This window comes from Brevibacterium sp. GP-SGM9, assembly GCF_047300845.1.
GTDB lineage: Bacteria > Actinomycetota > Actinomycetes > Actinomycetales > Brevibacteriaceae > Brevibacterium.
Genome location: NZ_CP178563.1, coordinates 3,498,360 through 3,521,086 on the forward strand (window position 1 = coordinate 3,498,360; position 22,727 = coordinate 3,521,086).

At 64.8% G+C, this 22,727-nt stretch carries 18 protein-coding genes; 11 read left to right on the forward strand and 7 right to left on the reverse strand.

Annotation, left to right across the window (positions count from 1 at the left end; all coding sequences use genetic code 11):
• Positions 1-5: 5 nt before the first annotated feature.
• From ACH82I_RS15660 to ACH82I_RS15675, 4 genes are read right to left on the reverse strand one after another with little or no spacing between them, the layout of a single operon-like run.
• On the reverse strand, positions 6-824 hold the full coding sequence (locus ACH82I_RS15660) for an ATP-binding cassette domain-containing protein (protein ID WP_413333939.1): 819 nt from the start codon (positions 822-824) through the stop codon (positions 6-8).
• Positions 821-1,828, reverse strand: a complete 1,008-nt coding sequence (locus ACH82I_RS15665) for an ABC transporter ATP-binding protein (RefSeq protein WP_413333941.1) — start codon at positions 1,826-1,828, stop codon at positions 821-823. Before ACH82I_RS15665 ends, ACH82I_RS15660 begins: the two co-directional genes overlap by 4 nt.
• A gap of 8 nt (positions 1,829-1,836) precedes the next feature.
• On the reverse strand, positions 1,837-2,724 hold the full coding sequence (locus ACH82I_RS15670; RefSeq protein WP_413333943.1) for an ABC transporter permease: 888 nt from the start codon (positions 2,722-2,724) through the stop codon (positions 1,837-1,839).
• 12 nt (positions 2,725-2,736) lie between these two features.
• Positions 2,737-3,681 carry an ABC transporter permease gene (locus ACH82I_RS15675; protein ID WP_413333945.1) on the reverse strand — a complete coding sequence of 315 codons (945 nt, stop codon included), beginning with the start codon at positions 3,679-3,681 and terminating at the stop codon, positions 2,737-2,739.
• Between the two features lie 142 nt (positions 3,682-3,823).
• Between ACH82I_RS15675 and ACH82I_RS15680 the strand changes: the two genes are divergently transcribed.
• From ACH82I_RS15680 to ACH82I_RS15690, 3 genes are all read left to right on the forward strand, one after another.
• A complete protein-coding gene (locus ACH82I_RS15680; protein ID WP_413333947.1) occupies positions 3,824-4,771 on the forward strand; it encodes an Lrp/AsnC family transcriptional regulator in 948 nt (315 codons plus the stop codon).
• Between the two features lie 54 nt (positions 4,772-4,825).
• A complete protein-coding gene (locus tag ACH82I_RS15685) occupies positions 4,826-5,032 on the forward strand; it encodes a hypothetical protein (protein ID WP_413333949.1) in 207 nt (68 codons plus the stop codon).
• A 115-nt stretch (positions 5,033-5,147) separates the two neighbouring features.
• Positions 5,148-5,711: a cysteine hydrolase family protein gene (locus tag ACH82I_RS15690; RefSeq protein WP_413333951.1), complete on the forward strand. Its 564-nt coding sequence runs from the start codon at positions 5,148-5,150 to the stop codon at positions 5,709-5,711.
• A gap of 29 nt (positions 5,712-5,740) precedes the next feature.
• On the opposite strand, the gene ACH82I_RS15695 is transcribed toward ACH82I_RS15690, so the two are convergent.
• A complete protein-coding gene (locus tag ACH82I_RS15695) occupies positions 5,741-6,922 on the reverse strand; it encodes a glycosyltransferase family 4 protein (RefSeq protein ID WP_413333952.1) in 1,182 nt (393 codons plus the stop codon).
• 211 nt (positions 6,923-7,133) lie between these two features.
• Here ACH82I_RS15695 and ACH82I_RS15700 point away from each other — a divergent pair, with 211 nt between their 5' ends.
• The 3 genes from ACH82I_RS15700 (at position 7,134) to ACH82I_RS15710 (ending at position 11,430) form a co-directional block, all read left to right on the forward strand.
• The gene (locus ACH82I_RS15700) at positions 7,134-7,769 is read left to right on the forward strand and encodes a LemA family protein (RefSeq protein WP_413333954.1); all 636 of its coding nucleotides are present in this window, start codon (positions 7,134-7,136) and stop codon (positions 7,767-7,769) included.
• Positions 7,766-8,620 (forward strand): tRNA pseudouridine(38-40) synthase TruA, encoded by an 855-nt coding sequence (truA, locus tag ACH82I_RS15705; RefSeq protein WP_413333956.1) that lies wholly within the window; start codon positions 7,766-7,768, stop codon positions 8,618-8,620. The genes ACH82I_RS15700 and truA overlap by 4 nt, the downstream gene beginning before the upstream one ends.
• A gap of 209 nt (positions 8,621-8,829) precedes the next feature.
• On the forward strand, positions 8,830-11,430 hold the full coding sequence (locus ACH82I_RS15710; protein ID WP_413333958.1) for a 5'-nucleotidase C-terminal domain-containing protein: 2,601 nt from the start codon (positions 8,830-8,832) through the stop codon (positions 11,428-11,430).
• Positions 11,431-11,517: 87 nt separating this feature from the next.
• Here the strand turns inward: ACH82I_RS15710 and ACH82I_RS15715 are convergent, their stop codons facing one another.
• A complete protein-coding gene (locus ACH82I_RS15715) occupies positions 11,518-13,758 on the reverse strand; it encodes a hypothetical protein (RefSeq protein WP_413333960.1) in 2,241 nt (746 codons plus the stop codon).
• Complete coding sequence (locus tag ACH82I_RS15720) at positions 13,755-16,379, reverse strand: hypothetical protein (RefSeq protein ID WP_413333962.1); 2,625 nt, start codon at positions 16,377-16,379, stop codon at positions 13,755-13,757. The genes ACH82I_RS15715 and ACH82I_RS15720 overlap by 4 nt, the downstream gene beginning before the upstream one ends.
• A 266-nt stretch (positions 16,380-16,645) precedes the next feature.
• Between ACH82I_RS15720 and rplM the strand changes: the two genes are divergently transcribed.
• The 5 genes from rplM to ACH82I_RS15745 all read left to right on the forward strand — a co-directional run bounded on the left by rplM (position 16,646) and on the right by ACH82I_RS15745 (position 22,591).
• Positions 16,646-17,089, forward strand: a complete 444-nt coding sequence (rplM, locus tag ACH82I_RS15725) for a 50S ribosomal protein L13 (RefSeq protein ID WP_413333964.1) — start codon at positions 16,646-16,648, stop codon at positions 17,087-17,089.
• Positions 17,090-17,124: 35 nt separating this feature from the next.
• Positions 17,125-17,640 (forward strand): 30S ribosomal protein S9, encoded by a 516-nt coding sequence (rpsI, locus tag ACH82I_RS15730; protein WP_230744798.1) that lies wholly within the window; start codon positions 17,125-17,127, stop codon positions 17,638-17,640.
• Positions 17,641-17,827: 187 nt separating this feature from the next.
• Positions 17,828-19,180, forward strand: coding sequence for a phosphoglucosamine mutase (gene glmM / locus ACH82I_RS15735; protein WP_413333967.1), 1,353 nt, complete (start codon positions 17,828-17,830; stop codon positions 19,178-19,180).
• A gap of 593 nt (positions 19,181-19,773) precedes the next feature.
• Positions 19,774-20,517: a hypothetical protein gene (locus ACH82I_RS15740; protein WP_413333968.1), complete on the forward strand. Its 744-nt coding sequence runs from the start codon at positions 19,774-19,776 to the stop codon at positions 20,515-20,517.
• 211 nt (positions 20,518-20,728) lie between these two features.
• Entirely contained in the window at positions 20,729-22,591 is a 1,863-nt protein-coding gene (locus ACH82I_RS15745) for an ABC transporter ATP-binding protein (RefSeq protein ID WP_413333970.1), read from the forward strand.
• Positions 22,592-22,727: the final 136 nt, after the last annotated feature.

Sequence of the window (22,727 nt, forward strand, 5' to 3'; positions counted from 1 at the left end):
TGCGTTCAGCCCTTTGCAGTGGTTCTCTGGGACGGGTGGTGGATAGGGACGGAGGAGAGAAGTCGTTTTGTGTAGTCGTGCTGCGGGTCGGCAAACAGGTCCGCGGTATCTGCCTCCTCGACGATTTGGCCCTGGTGCATGACACCGACCCGATGGGCCAGGTAGCGGACAACGGACATGTCATGCGTGATAAAGAGATACGCGAGTCCGAGGTCTGCCTGGAGCTTGCGCAGAAGGTTGAGGATCTGAGCCTGGATTGAGACATCGAGCGCCGATACTGGTTCATCGCAGATGATGATGCGTGGCGAGGCGACCAGCGCACGAGCAATGCCTATGCGTTGGCGCTGTCCGCCGGAGAACTCATGCGGGTAGCGCTGTGCGTGCTCGTCGGAGAAGCCCACTGCCGAAAGTGCCTCGTCGACTCTTGTGCGGAGGACCTTTGAACCCCGTTCGCCGATGATGCGCAGGGATTCTTCGAGGATGCTGCGGATGCGGCGCCTGGGATTGAGCGAGGAATAAGGGTCTTGGAAGATCATCTGCACGTCACGGTTCGCGCGCGCTGTACTCTGCTCAGAGCTGATTCCATCGGCACCGATGACCCGCACATCTCCGGCGGTCGGGCTGATAAGCCCTTGTAGCAGCCGTCCTGTCGTTGATTTTCCCGATCCCGATTCACCGACGAGCGCGTAAGTCTTCCCTGCGCTCAGAGACAGGCTCACGTCATTCACGGCTTTCGTCTCGGACACCGTTCGGCCCAGGAACGAGCGTGAGGCGAAGGTCTTCGACAGGTTACGGGCTTCCAATACGGTCCGATCATGGGTCATCGCGTCGCCTCATTCTTCAATGGAGAAACTCCGACGAGCTCCTTGCTGCGGATGCACCGAGACGTGTGGTTTGGTGAGAGGGCGGTGAGTCCGATGGGTCCCTCCCGGCATTCCGGAAGTGCGACGGGACAGCGATCAGCAAAGCGGCATCCGCTGGGAACGTTGTGGAGGGTGGGGACGGCCCCAGGGATGATCGGAAGGTCGGCGGCTGGATCGGAATCGAGATCCGGCGTTGATGCCATCAGCCCTCGCGTGTAGGGATGCGCGGGGTTGTCGAACAAAGTGGTGACGTCTGTCGACTCCACGACTTCGCCCAAGTACATGACGACAACACGATCGCAGATCTCCGCAACGACGCCAAGATCGTGTGTGATGAAAAGGATTCCGGCGTTGAACTCGTCCTTGAGCTCGATGAGAAGCCGGAGAATCTGCGCCTGAGTTGTAACGTCCAGGGCTGTGGTCGGTTCATCGGCGATGAGCAGCTCCGGATCACAGGACAGCGCCATCGCGATCATCACACGCTGACGTTGTCCTCCGGAGAGCTGGTGCGGATACTGCCTCATCCGGCGTTCGGGTTCGGGGATTCCCGTCTTCTCAAGAAGTTCGATGGCCGCTGTGCGCGCGCGTCGTTTGCCAACCTTCCTGTGGGCGAGGATCGCCTCGGTGAGTTGATCGCCGACGGAGAAGACTGGGTTGAGCGCGCTCATCGGATCCTGGAAGATCATCGCAATCCGATTTCCGCGAATCCGGCGCATCGCCTCGTCGTCGAAGCTGAGTAGATCGTCACCAGCGAAGTTCATCTGGCCCGAATAGCGAGTCGAAGCCGGATCGAGCAACTGCAGGATCGACTCGGCTGTCACGCTTTTTCCACAGCCAGACTCTCCGACGATGCCGACGACTTCTCCTTGAGCGACGGTGAATGAGACGCCGTCGACGGCCGTCACCGTGCCGCGCTCGGTCTCGAAGCTGGTGCGCAGATCGACTACGTCGAGCAGATTGGTCATCTTTGTGCTCACTTCCTGCGGTTGAAGGTCGGATCGAGGAGGTCTCTGAGGCCATCGCCGAGGAGGTTGACGGCGAGAATCGTCGACATGATGAAGGCGCCAGGGAACACCGTCATCCACCACGCGTTGTAGATCAGCGTCTTACCGTCGAGGAGCATATTTCCCCAGCTGGGGGCCGGTGGCGGAACACCAGCTCCGAGGAAGCTCAGGGCCGCCTCGGTGATGATCGAATCGGCGAAGACGAACGTAGCCTGGACGATGAGCGGGGAGAGGACATTGGGGAAGATGTTGATCCATAGGATTCGGAACAGAGAGGCACCCTGTGATCGCAGTGCCTCGACGTACGTCTGCTCTTTGGCCACGAGTGCCGCTGACCGGACAATTCGAGCGACGTACGGGGTGAAGACGATGCTCAGTGCAATGATGACGTTCGACGTCTGCTGGCCCATCGCGGCCATGATGGCGATCGCCAACAGGATGGCGGGGAACGCCATCAGGCCGTCGGAGATGCGCATGAGGATGGTTTCGGCGACCCGGTTGTACGAGGCGAACAGACCGATGACGGCCCCCAACACGGAGGTGATGATGGCGGTGACAGCACCGACGAGCAGAGAGACCCTTGCGCCTGCGACAGCTCGCGCCAGAGTGTCCCTGCCATAGTTGTCAGTGCCGAACGGGTGATCGAGGCTCGGCGGTGCCAATCGCTGGGAGGGGTTGAGCGCCAGCGGATCTCCAGCGAACAGCGGGCCGAAGAGGGCGACTGCAACGACGACGGCCAGCACAATGCCACCTGTCATCGCCAGCTTGTGCGCACCGAAACGTCGAAGGAACATCGACCGCCGTGAGTAAGTCTTGTTGAGGCGGTTGAGAGAACCGACCGTCATAGTGTCTGTCATGATTCGTCCTCCTCAGGAGTAGCGCACGCGCGGGTCGAGGACGCTGTAGAGAACGTCGACAAGGAAATTGATGAGGACGTAGGACACGGCGATGAGAAGGATGACTCCCTGGATGACGACGATGTCCCGACGTTCGATCGAATTGACGATCAACTGCCCCAAGCCGGGAACATTGAAGACGGTCTCAACCACAGCGGCACCGGCGACGAGTGTGCCGAGCGTCTGCCCAATCGTGGTTAGAATCGGCATCGCAGCATTGCGTAGGGCATGCTTATAGATGATGCGGTTGCCCGACAGCCCTTTGGCTTTCGCCGTCTTGAGATAGGGCTTGGACAGAGTCTCAAGCATGCTGGTTCTCGTCATCCTGGCGATAAGCGCCGCTTGCATGCTTCCGAGAGCGATAGCGGGAAGGAAAAGATACCGCAGCGTCCCGAGGGCACCGTCTTCGAGCGGTGAGTAGCCTGCGACCGGGAGCCAGCCGAGAAGAACAGCGAACACGAGCATCAGGAAGAGGCCGAGGAGGAAGCTCGGCACCGAAATGCCGAGAAGCGCGCCGACCATCACCGTCTGGTCGGTCCCTGTGCCCTGCTTGCGAGCGGCAATGATGCCGGCAGGAACACCCACGAAGATGGCGATGATCTCGGCGAAGATCGCAAGGTTGATCGTCGGTGCCAACGCGGCGTTGATGACCGTGGTCACTGGTAGACCGATGAAGAATGACTGGCCGAGGTCACCCTGCAGAGCGTTACCGACCCAAGTGAAGAATTGCAGATAGAGCGGCTCGTTGAGTCCCAGGCTCTGCCGCAGCGTCTCTACTTGGTCGGGAGTGGCCTCCGGGCCCAACATCACTGCGGCCGCGTCGCCGGGCATGAGGTGAATCAGGAGGAACGTGACTATCGCAACCACGATGAGGACGGGAATCAGCGCCCCTGCTCTGCGAAGGAGGAAACCGGCCATATGAGCTCCTGTCGTTGACGCACATCACATCTGTGGAGGTTCCGTCCAGTATTCAGTCAGGAAATCTGAGGGTCAACGAATTCGCGCACAATGGTGACATCGGACACATCGATGACGATTTCATGCACGAGGAGGATGGTCGGTGGCTGAAAACCATACAAATCAGAAGATTCTCGAGGCACTCCACATTGACGGTCGTGCATCGTGGCAGAGGATCGCCGAGGCGATTGATGAGAACGAGCGAACAGTTGCCCGACGTGGCAATGCTCTCATCGCCGATGGCACGGTGAAGATAGTTGCGTTCAATGTTCCTGCTCACGGATTCGTCCTGTCCATCAACAGCGGACCGGGGCAGGCGAGAATGACGTCGATGGCATTGAGCAAGCTCGACTCGACCATGTGGGTCCATCTCACCACGGGGACCAGCGACGTCATCGGTGCGGTTGCGGTCCCAGTGGCCGAGCAGGAGGAGTTTCTCCTTGACGAGATTCCGGCAATACCCGGAGTCTCTGAGTGGCAGGCGTACCCGGTCCTCAGCTACCTGCGTACCGCCCGAACATGGCGCCCAGGTGTACTCACCTCGCAGCAGCGGCTGGGACTCATCGAGTCCTGTCCGCAGGCTCCCGAACTCAAACTGGGATTCGAGATCGATCTCGACAATGAGGATGCCACCATTCTCAAGGTTCTCAAAGAGGACGGACGGCAGAGCTACGATGAGCTCGCACGACAGGTCGGGACATCGGTCGCGACAGTCAGACGGAGACTGGACCGACTTCGCCGTGAGGGAAAGCTGCAAATTCGTGCAGCGATAGCCCCCTGTCACCTTGGTCTTGGGGCTGAGATCGTTATGTGGCTGCGGGTGCGGGATTCTGATATCGAGCTCGCGACCCGGGCACTGGTCGGTGACGACACTATCAAGTACGCCGTTCGGATCGCGGGGGACTGGACCTTCGTCCTCAAGTTCGATGTTGTTGACCGTCGACTCGTTGATGAATTTCTGGATTCGCGAGAGTGGACGAAATACGTTCAGTCCAGCAGCATGTCGTTAGTCGTGGCGACCACGAAACGCAACAATACGAAGAGCTCCTGACTTTTGTACCGACAATGGACGTTCTACTTAAGCGCATTTTGAAACGTCGTGGGGTTGGTAGATTTTGACCAGCTGCTCGAGGCCTTCGTCGAAATCGTCTCGCCGCTGCGCGTGTTCGGCATCGACCCCGAGGTGATCGCCCTGACGGCGAGCCGGATGATCCGTGCGATCTCGCATCTCTCCGGCCTCCTCGGCGAGTCCGATCGGGCGCCCGAGCCCGCGGACTCGATACGAACCCGGGCGCCCGGCATCGTGGACTGAACGTCTCCCGCCCAGCTTTCCCTCCGTTCGTCTTCAGCCGGTCGTGAGATCGCGGGAGTATCGTCGGTAGCGAAGGCCACGACAGCCTGCCGAACGACCTCTCGAAGGAGACGCCATGTCAGCGCACGACCGTCCCGTTCTGCTCGCAATGGACTTCCAGAACGGCATCGCCGGGGACGAAGCATTCACGAAGACCGGCGTGCTGGAGAGAGCACGCGACGCCGTCGCCGCCGCGCGGGACAGCGGCATCCCCGTGGTCTGGGTGCGCGTGGCCCTGCGTGAGGGCCAGCCCGAACTCGCCGAGACCGCCTCGTTCGCACAGATCGCCGCCCACGGTGACCTCGATGAGGCACACGCCTCGACGAGCATCCACGAGACGCTCGAACGTCACGAGGGCGAACCGATCGTGACGAAGCGTCGCATCAGCGCGTTCACCGGCAGCGACCTCGAGGTGCTGCTGCGCGGGTACGGAACGAGATCGCTCATCCTCACCGGCGTCGCCACCAGCGGGGTCGTGCTCTCGACGATCCGGCAAGCTGCCGATCTCGACTTCGAATTGACCGTGCTCTCCGATGCCTGCGCCGATCGCGACGAGGAGGTCCACCGGGTTCTCACCGAAAAGGTCTTCCCCAAGCAGGCCACCGTGCTCACCGTCGCCGACTGGGCGAAGGGGCTGTGACCCGACAGCCGTGACAGGTCAGCCGTGTTTTAGCGGGCCGAGATGCCCTGGGCCTCGGTGCGGTAGATGCTCGCGAATCCGCGCCCCATGACCTGCGGAGCCGGGCTCTCGATTGCCCGCGAGTAATGGCCGACGAGCTGGGAGCACACGCTCTTCCAACTCCGCGAGAGCACCTGCTCGCGACCGGCGATCCCGAAGGCGCGGCGTTTGGCCGCATCGCCGAGGAGGTCGGCGACATGGGCGCGCATCGCACCCAGATCCTTCGGAGTGTAGAGCCACCCGGTTCGGGAGGAGTCGACGAGATCGAGGGGACCGCCGCGGGCCGGGGCGACGACGGGAACCTCGGAGGCCATGGCCTCCTGAATCGTCTGACAGAAGGTCTCGAGTTCGCCGGGGGCGACCATGATGTCGAAGCTGGCCACGGCCTGGGCCAGAGCGTCCCCGCCCAGGAAGCCCGTGAAATGGGCACCGGCCAGGGCTCGTTCGAGCTTCGTCCGCCACGGTCCGTCACCGACGATGACGAGCTTCGAATGGGGCACATCGGAGAGCACGGCGAGATCGTCGACCTGCTTCTCCGCGGCGAGGCGGCCGACGAAGCCGATGATCTTCTCCCCGTTCGGGGCAACGGTTCGACGCCACACCTGTGATCGGTGACTCGGGTCGAAGCGGGTGGAATCGACCCCACGGGCCCACAGATCCACCTCGGCGACCCCGAGCCCACGCAGCTGATCGATCGTGTACGAGGACGGCGCCAGCGTCAGCGAGGCGTGCTGGTGGATATTGCGCACATGCGACCACAGCATCGCCTCGATCCCGTGCATGCCGTACCGGGCGGCATAGGCAGGGACTTCGGTCTGATAGATCGCGACCGTCGGCAGGTCGAGAGCCTGCGCGGCCAGAACCCCGCGCCAGCCTAAGACGAATGGGCTGGCGAGGTGGACGACATCGGGAGCGAAACGCTCGAGCAGGCGGCGGATCCGGGCGACCCCGCCGGGGGCGACGCGGATGCGCCGATACTTCGGCAGAGCGATGGAGGGCACACGCAGGATGCGCGCTCCGGCGACCTCTCTGGGACCGTCCCGGCGAGTGCCGGGGGCGATGATGAGAACCTCATCGCCGCGATCGGCCAGATGGTCGAGGACTCTCAGGAGTGAGTGGGTGACCCCATTCATATTGGGGAGGAAGGATTCTGCAATGATCGCTACTCTCACACCACCCAGTTGAGTCCCCGCGGGTGAAGACCCTGTGACGGTGAGGAGTCCAGTCGGCGACGAATACCCGAAATCGCCCGCCCCATCTCGACATTCGGTGACCGGCACATGGCGCGTTCGCCAGCAGTCTGAACCCTGCGTAAACTGAAGTGTCGGAAATGCGGGGACAGTGTCGGTATCACGACACCATCACACGGACGGAGGGGTGGCCATGCTCTGGCTCATCGTCGTCGCCTGCGTGCTCGTGGCTCTCGTCGTCATCGCGCTCGTCCTCACGATCCTGCGCTTCAACCAGCTGTCGATGGCCAGGTCTCTGTGCGATGAGGCCAAACGGCAACTCATCGTCGAACTCCGAGCCCGACACGCCCTCGTCCCCGCATTCATCGGCACCCTGGGGCAGATCACCGGCAGCGATCTCAGTCGGGTCGAACTCGCCCTCGCCTCCGCCGAGCGGGCCCCTTTCGACCGTCGCGGGGCGGCGGCGGAGAACGCCCTGACCGAGGCGATCAACGCGGCCGCGCGCATCCCGGGCACCCGCTCGAACAAGACCCGGCCTCCCGAATCGACTCTGGCCCTGGGCGGTGACCTGCGCGAGGAGCTCGACACCACCGTCGTGCTGCTCCATGGTCAGCTGACCGTGCTCACCGAACGCATCCTCGCCGGCAGCCGCCTCTACAACACGAACGTCGAACGCTATCACCGGCAGCGTCGCCGCTTCCTGTCGCGACTGTTCCAGGGCGTCTTCCGGGCCCGCGAACTCTTCACCGAAGCCCGCGAACCCGGCACCGAGGCGGGCGAACCCCGCAACGAGGCAGGCGAGCCCCGCAGTGAGGCGGGCGAGGCGTGACCCGCTTCCGCATCGACCTCGGCTACCAGGGCACACACTTCCACGGGTGGGCCAAACAGCCCGGCCTGCGCACCGTCCAGGCCGGACTCGAATCGGGCCTGGCCCGCATCACCGGCACCGAGGTGAGCACTGTCGTCGCCGGCCGCACCGATGCGGGTGTCCACGCCCGACGTCAGGTCGTCCACATCGACCTCGCCGAGGCGGCACTGGAGAAGCTCATCGGCAGATCCTCGAGGTCGGCCGAGGCGGCTGTGGTGTCACGTCTGCGTGGGGCCCTGAGCGCGGACGGGCACGAAGACATCATCATCCACGCGGTCACCGAGGTGCCCGAGGACTTCGACGCCCGATTCTCCGCACTGTGGCGGGCCTACCAGTACCGGCTGGCCGATCGCCGCTCCTTCATCGACCCGCTGCTGGTCGCCGTCACACCCCGGCACAAGGGAGAGCTCGACGCCGAGGCGATGGCCGAGGCCGCCGCAGAGGTCAAAGGCCTCCACGACTTCCTTCCCTTCTGCAAACCCCGCGAGGGGGCGACGACCATCCGCACCATGCACGAACTCCTCGTCACCCGGGACGACGATGCGGTGATCACCATCGACCTGCGCGCCGATGCCTTCTGCCACCACATGGTCCGGGCGCTCGTGGGCGGACTGATCAAGGTCGGCTCCGGCACCTGGCCGGTGACCCGGCCGGCCGAACTCATCGCCGAGGCGGAATCCGGGCTGAGCCCGTCCGCGCCCATGTTCGTGTCCCCAGCCCACGGTCTCGTGCTCACCGAGGTGGGCTATCCGGAGCCGGGTGAGTATGCTCTCCGTGCGGCCCAGACCATGGCCCGTCGCGACCTCGAATAGAACCTCGCCGATCGGCGGTCTGCCGCACTTCCGCGAAGCTTCACGCCATCTTGATGGGAAAAGCCCCCTTCCCAGATGTGAGAATCCTGTGTACATTCACTAACAGGTAACTCTTCGTTTGCCTTGGCCCGGCAGGATGGCCGTGCATGATAATCCCCTCGATCCACGGCGGCAGTGCGGCGGATGACACGATCAAAGGAACCGAATACATGTCGAAACTTGTGACCAAGCTGATCGCGACGGGGGCTGTGGCGTCAATGCTGACGCTGCCGGGCCTCGCTCCGGTCGTCGCAGCACCCTCCTTGGGAAGCGGAAACTCAACTGAAGACAGCGCCACGGCGCCGAGCGAATCCGCTCCCGCTGACCCCGACGAGTCGTCGAACGACTCATCTGCCGACGGCGGGTCCGCGACATCGGGCGATGCCGCCTCCGAGTCCCAGGACGACTCCGGCGACGAGAACTCCACGCAGTTCGCCCCTGAGGGCACCTCGGTCCAGCTGCTCAACCTCACCGACTTCCACGGACGCATCTCCGAGGCGGGCACCCAGGTCGCCTCGGTGGTCGAGGAGGAGCGGGCGAAGTTCGGCACCGGCGGAGACAACGCCGGAACCGCGCTGCTCTCGACCGGTGACAACATCGGTGCCTCGACCTACGTCTCCTCGTCCCAGAACGATTCGCCGACGATCGATGTCCTGGGCGCCATGGGCGTGCAGGCCTCGGCCGTGGGCAATCACGAGTTCGACAAAGGCATCGATGACCTCACGGGTCGAGTCACCTCGGAGGCGGACTTCCCTTACCTCGCGGCCAACGTCTACGACAAAGGCACCGAGAACGTCGTCGACGGACTCGACGAATATTCTGTCGTCGACGTCGCGGGAGTGAAGATCGCCGTCATCGGCGTGGTCACCAAAGACACCACCTCGCTGGTCTCGCCCGACGGCATCTCCGGACTCGACTTCGGCGACCCGACGGACGCCGTCAACCGCGTCGCAGGAGAGCTCGAAGAGCTGCCCGAGGATGAACAGCCGGACATGACCGTCGTCGAGGCCCACCTCGGCGCGTCCACGACCGAAAGCCTCGAAGACGCGAAAGCCTCGAACGCGGAGTTCAAGAAGCTCGTCACCGAGGCCGACGCCTCCGTCGACGTTCTGTTCACCGGTCACACGCACCTGCCGTACAAGTTCGAGGCTCCGGTTCCCGGTGAGCCCGACCGTACCCGCCCTGTCCTCGAGGCGGCCAATTACGGCGACATCGTCGGTCAGGTCGAGCTCAGGGCCGATGGTGACGGAAACTGGGACGCCGGAGCGGTCAATCTCCTCGAAACCGCGGACAAGAGCTACGACTCACCGGTCGTCGACGAGGTCGCCGACATCGTCTCCGCCGCCGATGAGAAGGCCAAAGAGCTCGGCTCCGAGGTCTCGGGAACGATCAGCGAAGACATCACCCGGGCGAAGAAGGACGGCGAAGAGGACCGCGGTGCCGAATCCACTCTGGGCAACCTCGTCGCCGATGCACTCAAGGAAGGCGTCGAGGAGACGCAGCTGGACGAGGCCGACTTCGGCATCACGAACCCGGGCGGACTGCGCACCGATCTGCTCTGCGATGACATCTACAACGATGAGGAGAAGTGCGAGGTCACGGTCGCCGAACTCAACGGCGTGCTGCCGTTCGCCAATGACCACGGCGTGGTGACGATGAAGGGCTCGGACGTCATCGGTCTCTTCGAAGAGCAGTGGCAGCCTGACGGTTCCTCACGGCCCTTCCTCCACCTCGGCATCTCCGATGACCTCGATGTCGTCTACGATTCGAAGGCCGATCGCGGCGAGCACGTGAAGTCGGTCATAGTCGATGGCGAGAAGATCGACGAGAACAAGGAGTACCGGGTTGCGACCTTGAGCTTCCTCGCCGCCGGTGGTGACAACTTCACCTCCTTCGCCAAGGGCGACTTCGAGCAGTCGGGTCTCACCGACTTTGAGACCTGGGAGAACTACTTCAACAAGAAGCAGGACGCCAAGGAGCCGGTGGCCCCGGACAAGACGGAACGCCAGGCCGACTCGGCCCAGGACGTCATCGAGAACGGCGACCTCAAGGTCGAATTCGACGGCCCCGAGAGCCTCAAGCCGGGCGAGAGCGCAGACTTCATGCTCAAGACCGATGCGAAGGACGAGGTCGCCGGACCCGTGGACGTCACCGTCGATCTGCCCGAGGGCTACACCGCCGAGGCGGCCGCCGGCGCCCAGCAGAAGTCAGCGACGGCCGAAGCCCCCGAGGTCAAGGCCGATGCTGCGGCGAAGACGATCACCCTCGAGTCGATCCCGGCCGGGCAGAGCGAGACCCCGATCTCCGTCACCGCCCCCGCGGATGCCTCCGGCGACGTCACCGTCACGGTCAGTCTCCAGGCAGGCGAAGCCGAGTGGTGGGATGACAACCCGCTGCCGCTCAGCCACGAGTTCGAAGCCACGGCCTCGGTCGGCGACGGTGCGGATGCCGATGGCGGAGACAACGGATCGGCCGACGGCGTGGACGCCAATGGTGGTGCCGACGGATCAGACGCCGACGCCTCCGGTGCGAATGCGAACGCCGACGGCGGGGGCTCGGATTCCTCCGGCTCCGCCTCGGCGAGTGCCGACGGCGGCTCGAGCGCCGGCGGATCCGATGCCAGCGGTTCAAATGCGAACGGGTCGAAGGATGGCGGGGATCTGCCCCGGACCGGATTCGAAGCCCTGAACATCGTGGCCGCGGCACTGGCACTCATCGTCGGCGGCGGCGCGGCCATCACGGTGGTCCGCCGCAGGAAGATCAACAGCTGAGTCCGTCACACGACGGAACGACGGCAGGGCCGGAACGATCGGAATGATCGTTCCGGCCCCGCCGTATTCACAGGCGCGGTGTCCTCACTAGTCGCCGCCGCCGTCGATCGATTCTGCCGTCGCGTTCTGCTCCCGCTCGGTGCCGTCGTCCCGGCGGCCGAAGCCGAGCCGCGAATGTCTGGTCTCGAACGTCTCGAGATGGACGAAGACGGGGACGAGGAAGAGGATGCCGACGGCGGGCACGACGATGCCGGAGTCGTTGATGATCGTGCCGACTCCCAACAGAATCGCAAGACTGATGACAGTGGCCCGGAGCAGGGGGATCTTCGCGTAGGCCTCGCGCAGGCCTTGGAGAGAGAATCGCTGCGGTGCCAAGGCCAGCCAGAACACGCCGATGATGATGAGCGGCAGGATCAGGGTCATCCACGACTGGGTGAGGATGTCGATGTTCATGCCGATCTTACGGGCGAGGACGCCCAGAGCCTCCCCGCTGATGATGGAGTCAAAGAAGCGGCCGAAGTGCGTGCGCTGATCCGCCGGACGCAGCCAGTCGAGGAACAGCACGGTGAGCATGACGAACCCGGCGATGCCCACGGTCAGCCCGAGCCGTTTGAACGAGAAGCGGATGCCGGCCGCGGCAAGGGCGATATAGGCGACGCCGATGATGAGCGTCGGTACGGACCCGAACTTCGTCCCCAGGCCGGGGGCGGCAAGGATCACGCAGGAGACGAACACCGGCACGAGGACGATGAGCAGGCGAGTCAGCGGCTTCTTCGTCAGGGATGCGAATCCGGCGACCGAGAGCAGCAGGGCGCAGCAGTAGAGCGCCAGCGCCGAGTTGCCGATGCCGTAGAAGCGCGAGCCGATGAGCAGAGGCTCACCGAGCAGGGTCGACATCTGCAGCTGAGAGCCCGTGACGACGTCGTAGGCGAGCACGCACACGGTGACCACGGAGACGAAGAGCACCGGCCCCAGAGTGTGTCTGCGCCAAGGACCGAGGAGCGCGACCGACCCGAGCACCAGCGACCATCCGGCCACGGCGCCGAGCATTGCGATGTCCGGGTTCGTCGCCCGCTCCCAGGGCAGAGTGTTGACCAGATAGGTCGACACCGGCATCGCCGCGAAGACGATGCCCAGCCGGTAGGCCCCGGAGTGCACGAGATCCCGATGGTTCTTCCGCAGGAACCAGGCAAGGACGAGCAGACCCACCATCAGGGTGGCGACGACCGGGAAGAACCAGGTGGACAGGTCGTTCTGAGTCTTCACGGCCACTTGCCGGTCGAGCACCGCCTGGTACCGCGACTCCCAGTTCGAGCCGCCGGAATCGGAGGTCATCGGTGCCCCGGCCACATTGTCCATGGTCTCGCCGCCGGAGAGCTGCACGAGTGTCGGTGCGATGTCGGGGACCTGAATCAGTCCCGGCTGCCGGGTCGACGAGGACGTCAGCAGTCCCGGTTCCTGGCCGGGCCGCAGCATCATCGTCGCCTGCATCGAGGAGCCGTCGTCGGCGCCGTCGGCGATCGAGGAGAAGAGGATCGGGGACCGGCCGGTCTCGATGGTGGTCCCGTCCGCACTCAACCAGCCGCTCGAACGCAGAATGGTGCCCACCCGGCGGTCGAGGTCCTTGAGGGAATAGCCGTCCGAGGCGGTGTTGCCGAGGTCGACGAGAGTGAGCTTGCCGGCGGCCGAGTCCGCTGCCGCCTCCTCGCCGAGGTCCCGGCCCACCGGGGACCAGTTCTCGACGTGGCCCGCCGGGTCGGCAGCGGCGATCGCGGCCCCAGAGCCGATCGCCGAGATCTCGGGCACCGCCTCGGCGAGTCCGCCCAGCGTGGCATCGTAGTTGTCCCCGCGCGCGACCTGGGCGTAGACGTCCCAGTCGGCGACCCAGCCGTCCAGGGGCGGCTGGGGATCGCGGCACTGATCGCGCGGTTCGTCGGCGGCCCGACGCCCCGAGCCCACACCCAGCCAGCCGTCGACCGGGCAGCTGGTCGACCGTACGCTGCGCGGCGTGATGGTCCCGATCTCGGAGGACTTCATCATCTTCCACAGGTTCGGCGTGGTCCGCGGGTCCAGATCCTCGAAGCGGAAGCCCGAGACGCCGATGCCGATCGTCCCATTGCCCGTCGAGGCGGTTCCGGCCTGCGTGTCCTCCGCCGGGTCTGCGGGCCCGGCGGTCGAGTCCTCCGCCGACTGCGTGGTGTCGGAGGCTGCGGTGTCCTTGGCAGGGTCCGTGGCCTGCGCTGTCTGCGGCAGTCCGAGGACGAGCACGAGTGCTGCGAGCGCGCCGAGGAGGACGCGCGTGAGCAGCGGGAGAGCAGCGGTTCTCATGTCCGCCCCGAGCCTTTCGCCTCGGTGGGGGCGTTCGTTTCCTTCGCCTCGGCGAGCAGGTGCGTGCCCTGCCCCCGTCCGGAGGTGGGAGAGCCCCCGTCAGAGCTCGGCCGGGCCACGGCGTCCTTCGCGTGCTCGGCGCTGAGCGCGAGCAGATACGGCAGCAGCACCATCGCCCCGGTCGAGGGCACCGCGATGCCCGAGTCGGTGAGGACGAGACCGACGCCGAGGGCGGTGACGGCAGCGAGGAAGCCGTAGTGCAGATCCTGGTCGGCGAAGACCTGGGGCAGCTTGCCGCGCCACTTGTTCGCCAGCCTCGCCGTTCTGCTCTTCGGCGCCACCCGGGGGAAGTGGACCAGGTAGCGCAGGAACAGCAGGATCGCGATGGCCGCCAGGGGCGTGACGATCGCCAGCGCCGGATTGACCTGGATGATGTGAAGGTTCGCGCCGAGTTTGCGGCCGATGACCTGCAGGGCCTCACCGCTGACGAGCTGGTCGAAGAAGTTGCCGAAATGAGAGCGGGAACCCGGTTCGCGCAGCCAGTCGAGGAAGGCGATGCCGATGAGCACGGCCAGGGAGACGACTCCGATGAGCGCGAGACGGAAGAGGGAGAGACGGATCCGGCTGATCAGCGCCAGGAGCACGAGCAGACCGGCCAGGGTCGCAATGGTGCCTCCGAACTTCGCACCCCAGGAAGGGTTGCCGGAGATGAACACCGCCGCCAGTCCGAGGACGAGCGGGAGCACGATGACCGCGCGACGGTGGCCGCGAGCCCGCAGCCAGGAGATCGCGATGCCGAGGAAGATGAAGAGTCCGACGATGAAGATCGCCGCTCCCTGGTTGCCCAGGCCGTAGTAGCGACCGCCGACGATCGGGTTGTAGCCGAGCAGCGAATTACTCTGCAGGCGCGAACCGGTGGCCAGATCGACGGAGATGATGAGGACGCTGAGCAGCGACAGTGCCGCCACGCGTCCTCGCCAGGTTCGACCCCAAGGTGGGAGGACGGAGATCACGAAGACCGCCGCGGCCGTGCCGATCACCGACAGGGTCAGCCCCAGCCCCGGCTGGGCCATGCGGGACCAGGGCACGAGGCCGGCGAGGAAGGCCCCCATCGGCACCGAGGCGATCGCCAGGGACGCCCAGCCGAGGAACCTGTGCACGAACGCCCCCACCGTCGCTCCGCCTCGGCGACCGAGGACCGATCTGCTCAGCAGCAGCCCGCAGACGATGAAGAGGACGTAGAAGGTGATGTCGAGGGTCAGCGAGAAGGTCGAGAGGTGCTGGTAGATCGAGGTCGCCTTCTGGGAGTCGGCGACGAGGTCGTCGATGCGCTGCTGCGGATCATCGTCGGTGGGCGTGACTTCGAAGCTCACCCCGCTGGGGGAGGGCACGTCCAGCCGGTCGAGGATGCCGGGGGCGAGGTCGGTGAGTTGGAGCAGACCGGGTGTGCGCGTCGTCGCCGAAGACAGGGAGCCGGGTTCGAAGCCCGGCCCGGAGGCGATGAACGCGCGCAACTGGGGGAGTCCGGAGCTGTCGCCGAGGCCAGCGACGATGATCGTCGGTTCCGCGGCCCCGGGTTTGGCCGAAGCGCGCACCTCCTCGAGTTTCTCTCCCAGGCGTTTGTCCGCCTCGGCGACGCGGAGCTCACGGTCGAAGTTGACCGGCACCGTGTAGGAGAAGTTCGGGATCGGATCGAACAGCCACGAGCGGGAGCCGATCGCGCCGAGGTCGACGAGGTCGAGGCGGCAGTCGGTGGCGTTAGCATCCTCGGTGTAGTTGCGCACGACGCCGTTCTCGTCCGCGGCCGCGTAGGCAGCACCCGGACCTTCGGCGGCGACGCAGGGTTCGAGCTGGGATTGCCGACCCTGGGCGTCGGTGCCGGCGGGGACGACCTTCCCGTGCTCATCGACGAGGCGAGAGAGCATTCCGTAGTCGACGGTGTAGCCGGAGCCGACGTTGGGCTCCTTGATGGCCTCGAAGTCCTCGATCTGGGCTGTCGTCGCCCCGGCCACCGAATCCGTGGGGAGATCTTCATCACCCTGAGCGGCGTCCTCACCGTCCGCGACCGCCTCGGCGGGCCCGTCATCGGAGTCCAGGGGATCGTTCTCGAGGTCGGTCGAGGGGGCGCTCAGCGAGGGGCAGCGGGCCGTGTTGTGCTCGTCGGCCTCCTCCGCTTCAGGGGAGGGACCAGCCTGGGCGCGGGCTCCGGAACCCAGGGACAGCCATCCCGATGCGGGGCAGGTGGCGGAGCCGATGGTGCGCACGTTGAGGTTGGCGGCGGCTCCCTCGGAGAGCAGCGCGTAGAGGTTCGGAGTGCGCACGGGGTCGATGTCGTTGATGGTCAGGCCCGGTATGCCGTAGAGAATGGTCTTCCCGTCGGCCGGCTGGGAGGCGTCGTCATCGTCTGCGGACTGCCCGTCAGTCGGGGCCGGAGTCTCGGCTGCTGCCTGGGCCGCCGTCTGGGTCGGAGGCTGTTCCTGTGTCGGAGTCTGTGCGCGCGAATGTGCCTGTACGGAACTCTGCAGGGGACCGAGTCCCAGCAGCAGGAGCCCGAGGATGACACCCAGCACCATGATTCGGAATGCGGGAAGTCGTGAGGGCAGGCTGGAGAGAGGCGGCACAGAACAATAGTATCGGCTCAGGTTCTCACCTGCTCTGAGGCCGCTCTGAGCGTTTGCTCCGCAGGCGAAGGTGCATGTATATTTGATTGTCGTTGTGTGTGTCCGTCGTGTTCCCTTACATAGCCTCACGCGTTGCAGGCCCGTAGGTGAGGGGAAGCCCCGCGACGGACAGACCCGATCGAAGACAATCAGTGTCACGACCCATCTACCTCACGACTCGGTGAGCCGATGACACTGCACCAGAAGATACGAAAAGAAGGCTACTTTTGCGTACGTACACACCCAAGCCCGGTGACATCGAGCGCCAGTGGCACGTCGTTGACGCCACTGACCAGGTGCTCGGTCGCCTTGCTTCGCAGGTTGCACGCCTCCTGCGTGGCAAGCACAAGACCACCTTTGCTCCTCATGTCGACACCGGTGACTTCGTCATCATCATCAACGCCGACAAGGTTGCGTTGACCGGTGCGAAGCTCGAACAGAAGCGCGCTTACCGTCACTCGGGTTACCCGGGCGGCCTCAAGAGCGTCAACTACGCCGAGCTTCTCGCCACCAACCCCGAGCGCGCAGTCGAGAAGGCTGTCGCCGGTATGGTTCCGAAGACCCGTCTCGGACGTGCCCAGATGCAGAAGCTGAAGGTCTACTCGGGTGGAGAGCACCCGCACGCCGCTCAGAATCCGCAGCCGTACGAACTCAGCCAGGTCGCGCAGTAAGCGCTTCCCTAGCTCAAGACATACCGAGGAGAACCGTGGCTGAAGAAACCACCACCGCGACAGAGACTGTCGACGAACCCATCGCAACCGAATACACCTCAGAGACTCCCGCCTCCGCCGGCCTCGGCGAAGCCACCGCTGGTGGACGCGGACAGTCGCTGACCGCTCCCGGCAACGGAGTCGGCCGTCGCAAGCAGGCAATTGCTCGCGTCCGCCTGATCCCGGGCTCCGGCGAGTGGACCATCAACGGACGCACTCTCGAAGAGTACTTCCCGAACAAGCTGCACCAGCAGCTCGTCAACGAGCCCTTCACCCTGCTGGACCTCGAAGGACGTTTCGACGTCGTCGTGCGCATCTCCGGCGGCGGACCTTCCGGCCAGGCCGGTGCCGTCCGACTGGGTATCGCTCGTTCGCTCAATCAGATCGATGCGGAATCCAACCGCGCCGAGCTGAAGAAGGCAGGCTACCTGCGCCGCGACGCCCGCGTCCCCGAGCGCAAGAAGGCCGGTCTCAAGAAGGCCCGCAAGGCACCTCAGTTCTCGAAGCGCTGATTTCGCTGCCCGACCGACTGCGGCTGGTCTGCCGCTGAGTCGCAGTCATCGACAGCTGCGCCCGATGAACACCGCAGTGCGGCCCCGATACGATTTCGGGGCCGCATTTCGCGCATTCATCCTCAATCTCCACGGCCTCGGCGTCGGCATCGACTAATATCGACCCGAGATCGACGAAAGGACTCCCATGTCTCGACTCTTCGGCACTGACGGCGTGCGCGGACTGGCTAACCGCGACATCTCCGCGAAACTCGCACTCCAGCTCTCGGTAGCGGGCTCTCGGGTGCTCAGCCGCAATTGGTCCGGCGAGAAGCGGCCCTTCGCCGTCGTCGGTCGTGACACCCGAGTCTCCGGCGAGTTCCTCTCGGCCGCGATCAGTGCAGGGATCGCCTCGGCGGGTGTCGATGTCCTCGATGCGGGAATGCTCCCGACCCCCGGCATCGCCAGCGTCGTCAAGGACACCGGGGCGGCCTTCGGTGTCGTCATCTCCGCCTCCCACAACCCGATGCCGGACAATGGCATCAAGTTCTTCGCAGCCGGGGGCACCAAGCTCGACGATGCCGTCGAGGATGAGATCCTGGGCGTCCTCGATGAGGACTGGGAACGACCCACCGGCGCCGCTGTCGGTCGGATCGCCCGATACCCGGCGGCCGCCGACGAATACACCGAGCAGCTTGTGCATTCCCTCGATGCTGAGGGAACCCGTCCGCTCTCGGGTCTCAAGGTCGTCGTCGACTGCGCCCACGGCGCGGCCTCGATCGTCGGTCCGGCCGCACTGCGTCAGGCCGGGGCCGAAGTCATCGTCTCCGCCGCCGAACCCGATGGCTTCAACATCAACGACGGGGTCGGTTCGACCCACCTCGAACCCCTGCAGCGCCTTGTCGTCGAGACGCAGTCCGACCTCGGTGTGGCCTTCGACGGCGATGCCGACCGCTGCTTGGCCGTGGACTCCCTGGGTCGCGTGATCAACGGTGACCAGCTGATGGGGATCCTCGCGATCGGGCTCAAGGAGCTCGGGGAGCTCAAAGGCAACACCCTTGTGACCACGGTGATGTCGAACATCGGGCTCAAGCAGGCCATGGACCGGTACTCGATTGAGACCGTGCAGACCTCGGTCGGTGACCGGTACGTGCTCGAGCGGATGCTCGCCGACGGCTATGTCCTCGGTGGGGAGCAGTCGGGGCATGTGCTCATGCTCGACCATGGGAGCACCGGCGACGGAGTGCAGACCGCGCTGCACCTGATGAAGCGGATGGCCGATGCGAAGCGGACCCTGGCCGATCTCGCCGCCGAGATCCCGCAGCTGCCGCAGGCCCTGGTCAACGTCAAAGGCGTCGACAAGAACAACGTCTCCCACCCCGAGGTGGCCGCCGAGGTCACCGCGGTCGAGACCGAGCTCGCTGGCTCCGGTCGCGTGCTGCTGCGGGCCTCGGGAACCGAACCGCTCATCCGCGTGATGGTCGAGGCCGAGACCGAGGACGCCGCCCAGGCCCAGGCCGAACGCCTCGCCGCCACCGTCAAGGAGCACCTCGCGCTGTAGGGTCCGCGGGGTGGTCCGCCGTTCGGGTTCGTAGACCCGGCGCGGTTGCCCGTTCCCACTCGAGACGGCCACAGCGCTCGGCTCTGCAACCCTTGCGAGGCGCCCGCAGCGCTCGATCAATGCGAAGCTCGAAAAAGTCGTCACCAGTGACGACTTTTTCGAGATTTGTGCTGACTGAGCGACGAACTCTTCGACGGCGTGTTGATTCTCAACTTTTGCGTTGCTTCTCGGCTAGGTTCGGCGCCTTCGCGGCTCGACACGAAGCGCATCCGCGCGGCCTGTGACCTGAAGTGGCCACTTTTCCACAGCCCCGTTTCTCACCCTTGCCGAGGGTCGCCTCCAACGAGCATGCTTGGCGCATGTTCACATGCCTGACTTCCGCCGAACTCAGGGCCGCCGGACTGAGTTCGTATCAGGTGAATCTGGCCGGGCGGTGCTGTCTGCGCAGAGTCCGCCGAGGTGTCTACGTCGTCACGAAAGTCTGTGAGGATCCAGCGCATCGCTTCGTGTCGAGGGTCGCCGCGGCACCGACGACAGACCTTCCGAGAGAATCGTCTGGAATGCGCAAGCGAGGCGAAGACCTACGGATTCTCGTGAGGTCGTATGTCGGCGATCTGCCGCCCGGCGCTACGTTCTCCCACCGCAGTGCGCTGATCGTCCACGGTCTGCCGATTCCCTACTTCGAGAACGGCGAAGCCCTTCGCGTCGAGGTGATGCATCCGGGATGTGGCGTGCGACGGCGAGCCATCCACATCAGAAAGAGGTCGCTTGGTGACGACGAAGTGACCGAGGTCGAGAGCATCCGCGTCACCTCGCTGCTGAGGACTCTCTTCGACCTCGCGCTCGACAGTCCGCTGGCATTCGCCGTTGCCGTCGTGGACACGGCGATTCGTCGATCTCTCATAACGGTAGACGAATTGGAGGAGTTCTGTTCCGGTCGTGCGATCAGGACACGCGGCGCACGGGTTCGAAGAGTGCTCGATACTGTCGACGGGCGGCGCGAATCCGTGGCCGAGTCGATCAGCGCCGTGTGCTTCCTCGAGTACTCCGTTCCAGGATTCGAACCGCAGGTCGAGATACGTGACGAGAACGGCAACTTCGTCGCACGGACCGATTTCGCGAATGAGGGAGCTCGGGTGATCGCGGAATTCGACGGCGCAGGAAAGTACTATCTGGAGGGAACCGATCCGAAGGACGCGTTCGAGCTCGAACGGAAGCGCGAATACCTTCTCCGCAATCTGGGCTATATGGTCTTCCGCCTCACCTGGGCGGACCTTTTTCGGGCCGATCTCTTTCTGCGCATCAGGGCAGCTGTCGCGCAACGGGCGAAGCGGTGAGTCTGAGCGCAGATCGCCGGCACGCAGGAACACGAGCTCGCACGAACGTCATCACCGTCACCGAGGCGGAGGAAATAGAAACGCCAGCCAAACAGTTGCACTGAGTGCACAGTTTGAATCTCCCACAGGAGGCGATGCGCCTTCGCCCGGCACCCCGCAACAGTGATCCCTGCGCGGCAGAGGTGGACCGGGCAGCAGAAAGAGGCCGACCATGAGTCTGCAAGCAGCCCATAGAGTGATGCGCACCTCGGTGACCAGTCAGAAGACTCCACAGACAGCGATCCAGCCGGGAACCTACCGCCGGATCGCCTCATACGCATCCAGACACAAGAAGAAGCTCGCTGTCTTCCTCACCCTCTCGGTCGGCTCGGCCGGAATCGGTGTGCTCAACCCGGTGCTCGCCGGTGACGTGGTCAACGCCATCACCGGCGGCGGACCTGTCGCCACCGTCGTGTGGCTGGCCGTGGCGATCGGGGCGCTGGCGATCGCCGATGCCGGGATCAGCATCTCCAACCGGTACCTGTCCTCTCAGATCGGGGAGGGACTCATCTTCGACCTGCGCACCGCGGTCTACGACCACGTGCAGTCGATGCCGATCGCCTTCTTCAACCGAACCCGCACCGGTGCGCTGGTCTCTCGTCTCAACACGGATGTTATCGGCGCCCAGCGGGCCTTCTCCAACACGCTCTCGGGCATCGTGTCGAACTTCGTCTCCCTGGTCCTGACCGTAGGAGTGATGGTCACCATCTCCTGGCAGGTCACCGTCATGTCGATCCTGCTGCTGCCGCTGTTCATCATCCCCACGAAGATGCTCAGCGGCAAGCTCGCCTCCCTCCAGTTCCAAGCCGCCGACAACAGTGCAAACATGTCGACGCGGATGACGGAGAGGTTCTCCGCAGGAGGCGCGACGCTGGTCAAACTCTTCGGCAACCCGAAGACGGAGAACGATGAGTTCTCGGATCGGGCGGCCCAGGTCCGCGACATCGGCGTCAAGGTTGCGATGCTGCAGTCGACCTTCGTCTCCTCACTGACACTGGTGTCGGCCCTGGCCCTCGCGCTGGTCTACGGCATTGGCGGTGCCCAAGCGGTGCTCGGCCACCTCAACGCCGGCCAGGTCGTCACCCTGGCTCTGCTGCTCACCCGTCTCTACACCCCGCTGACGATGCTGGCCAATGCGCGCCTGGACATCATGAGCGCCGTCGTCAGCTTCCAACGCGTGTTCGAGATTCTCGACCTCGTGCCCCTGATCAAGGAGCCGAAGACGCCGAAGGCCCTGCCCCGAGGCGGACTCGACGTGAAGTTCACAAGTGTCGACTTCGCGTACCCGAGCGCCGAGCAGGTCAGCCTCGCGAGCCTCGAGGACGTCTCGGTCCTCGATTCGAGGGGAGGGGACGAGGTCCTGCATTCGCTCGACTTCACGATTCCCGCCGGGCAGACGGTCGCCCTCGTCGGGTCATCCGGAGCCGGCAAATCGACGATCGCCTCGCTGCTGCCCAGACTCTATGACGTCAGCTCGGGGTCGATCACGATCGGCGGAGTCGACGTCAGGGACCTCAGCTTCGAGACTCTCCGGAAGAACGTCGGAGTAGTCACTCAGGACGGGCACGTCTTCCACGAGTCCATCCGCGCGAACCTGGCGCTGGCGAAGCCTGAGGCCACCGATGCGCAGATGATCGATGCGCTCGAGCGGGCCCGGCTGCATGATGTCATCGCAGGCCTTCCCGATGGACTCGACACGGTCGTCGGGGAGCGCGGCTACCGCCTCTCCGGGGGAGAGCGCCAGCGACTGACGATCGCCAGGATGCTGTTGGCCGCCCCGGAGATCGTGGTACTCGACGAGGCCACCTCGGCGCTGGACTCGACGAACGAAGCCGCCATCCAACAGGCACTGGCGCAGGCGATGAGCGGGCGCACGGCCCTGGTCATCGCGCACCGACTCTCGACGATCCGGCAGGCCGATGCGATCCTCGTCGTCGAGGCCGGCCGCATCGTCGAATCGGGCACCCATGAGGAGCTCGTCGCACGGGGCGGACGCTACGCCGAGCTCTACGCCACCCAGTTCTCAGCGAGCTGAGGCCCGGGGCTCACGTGCGAGGCGGCCCGGCAGCTCACGGCCGTTCAGGTTCGGGCTGGGTCGGCTCGCTCCGGGCAGGGCTGCTCCGAGTCGGGTCGGGCAGGGCTGAACGGCGTCGGTGATCTCGCCGCGGCGC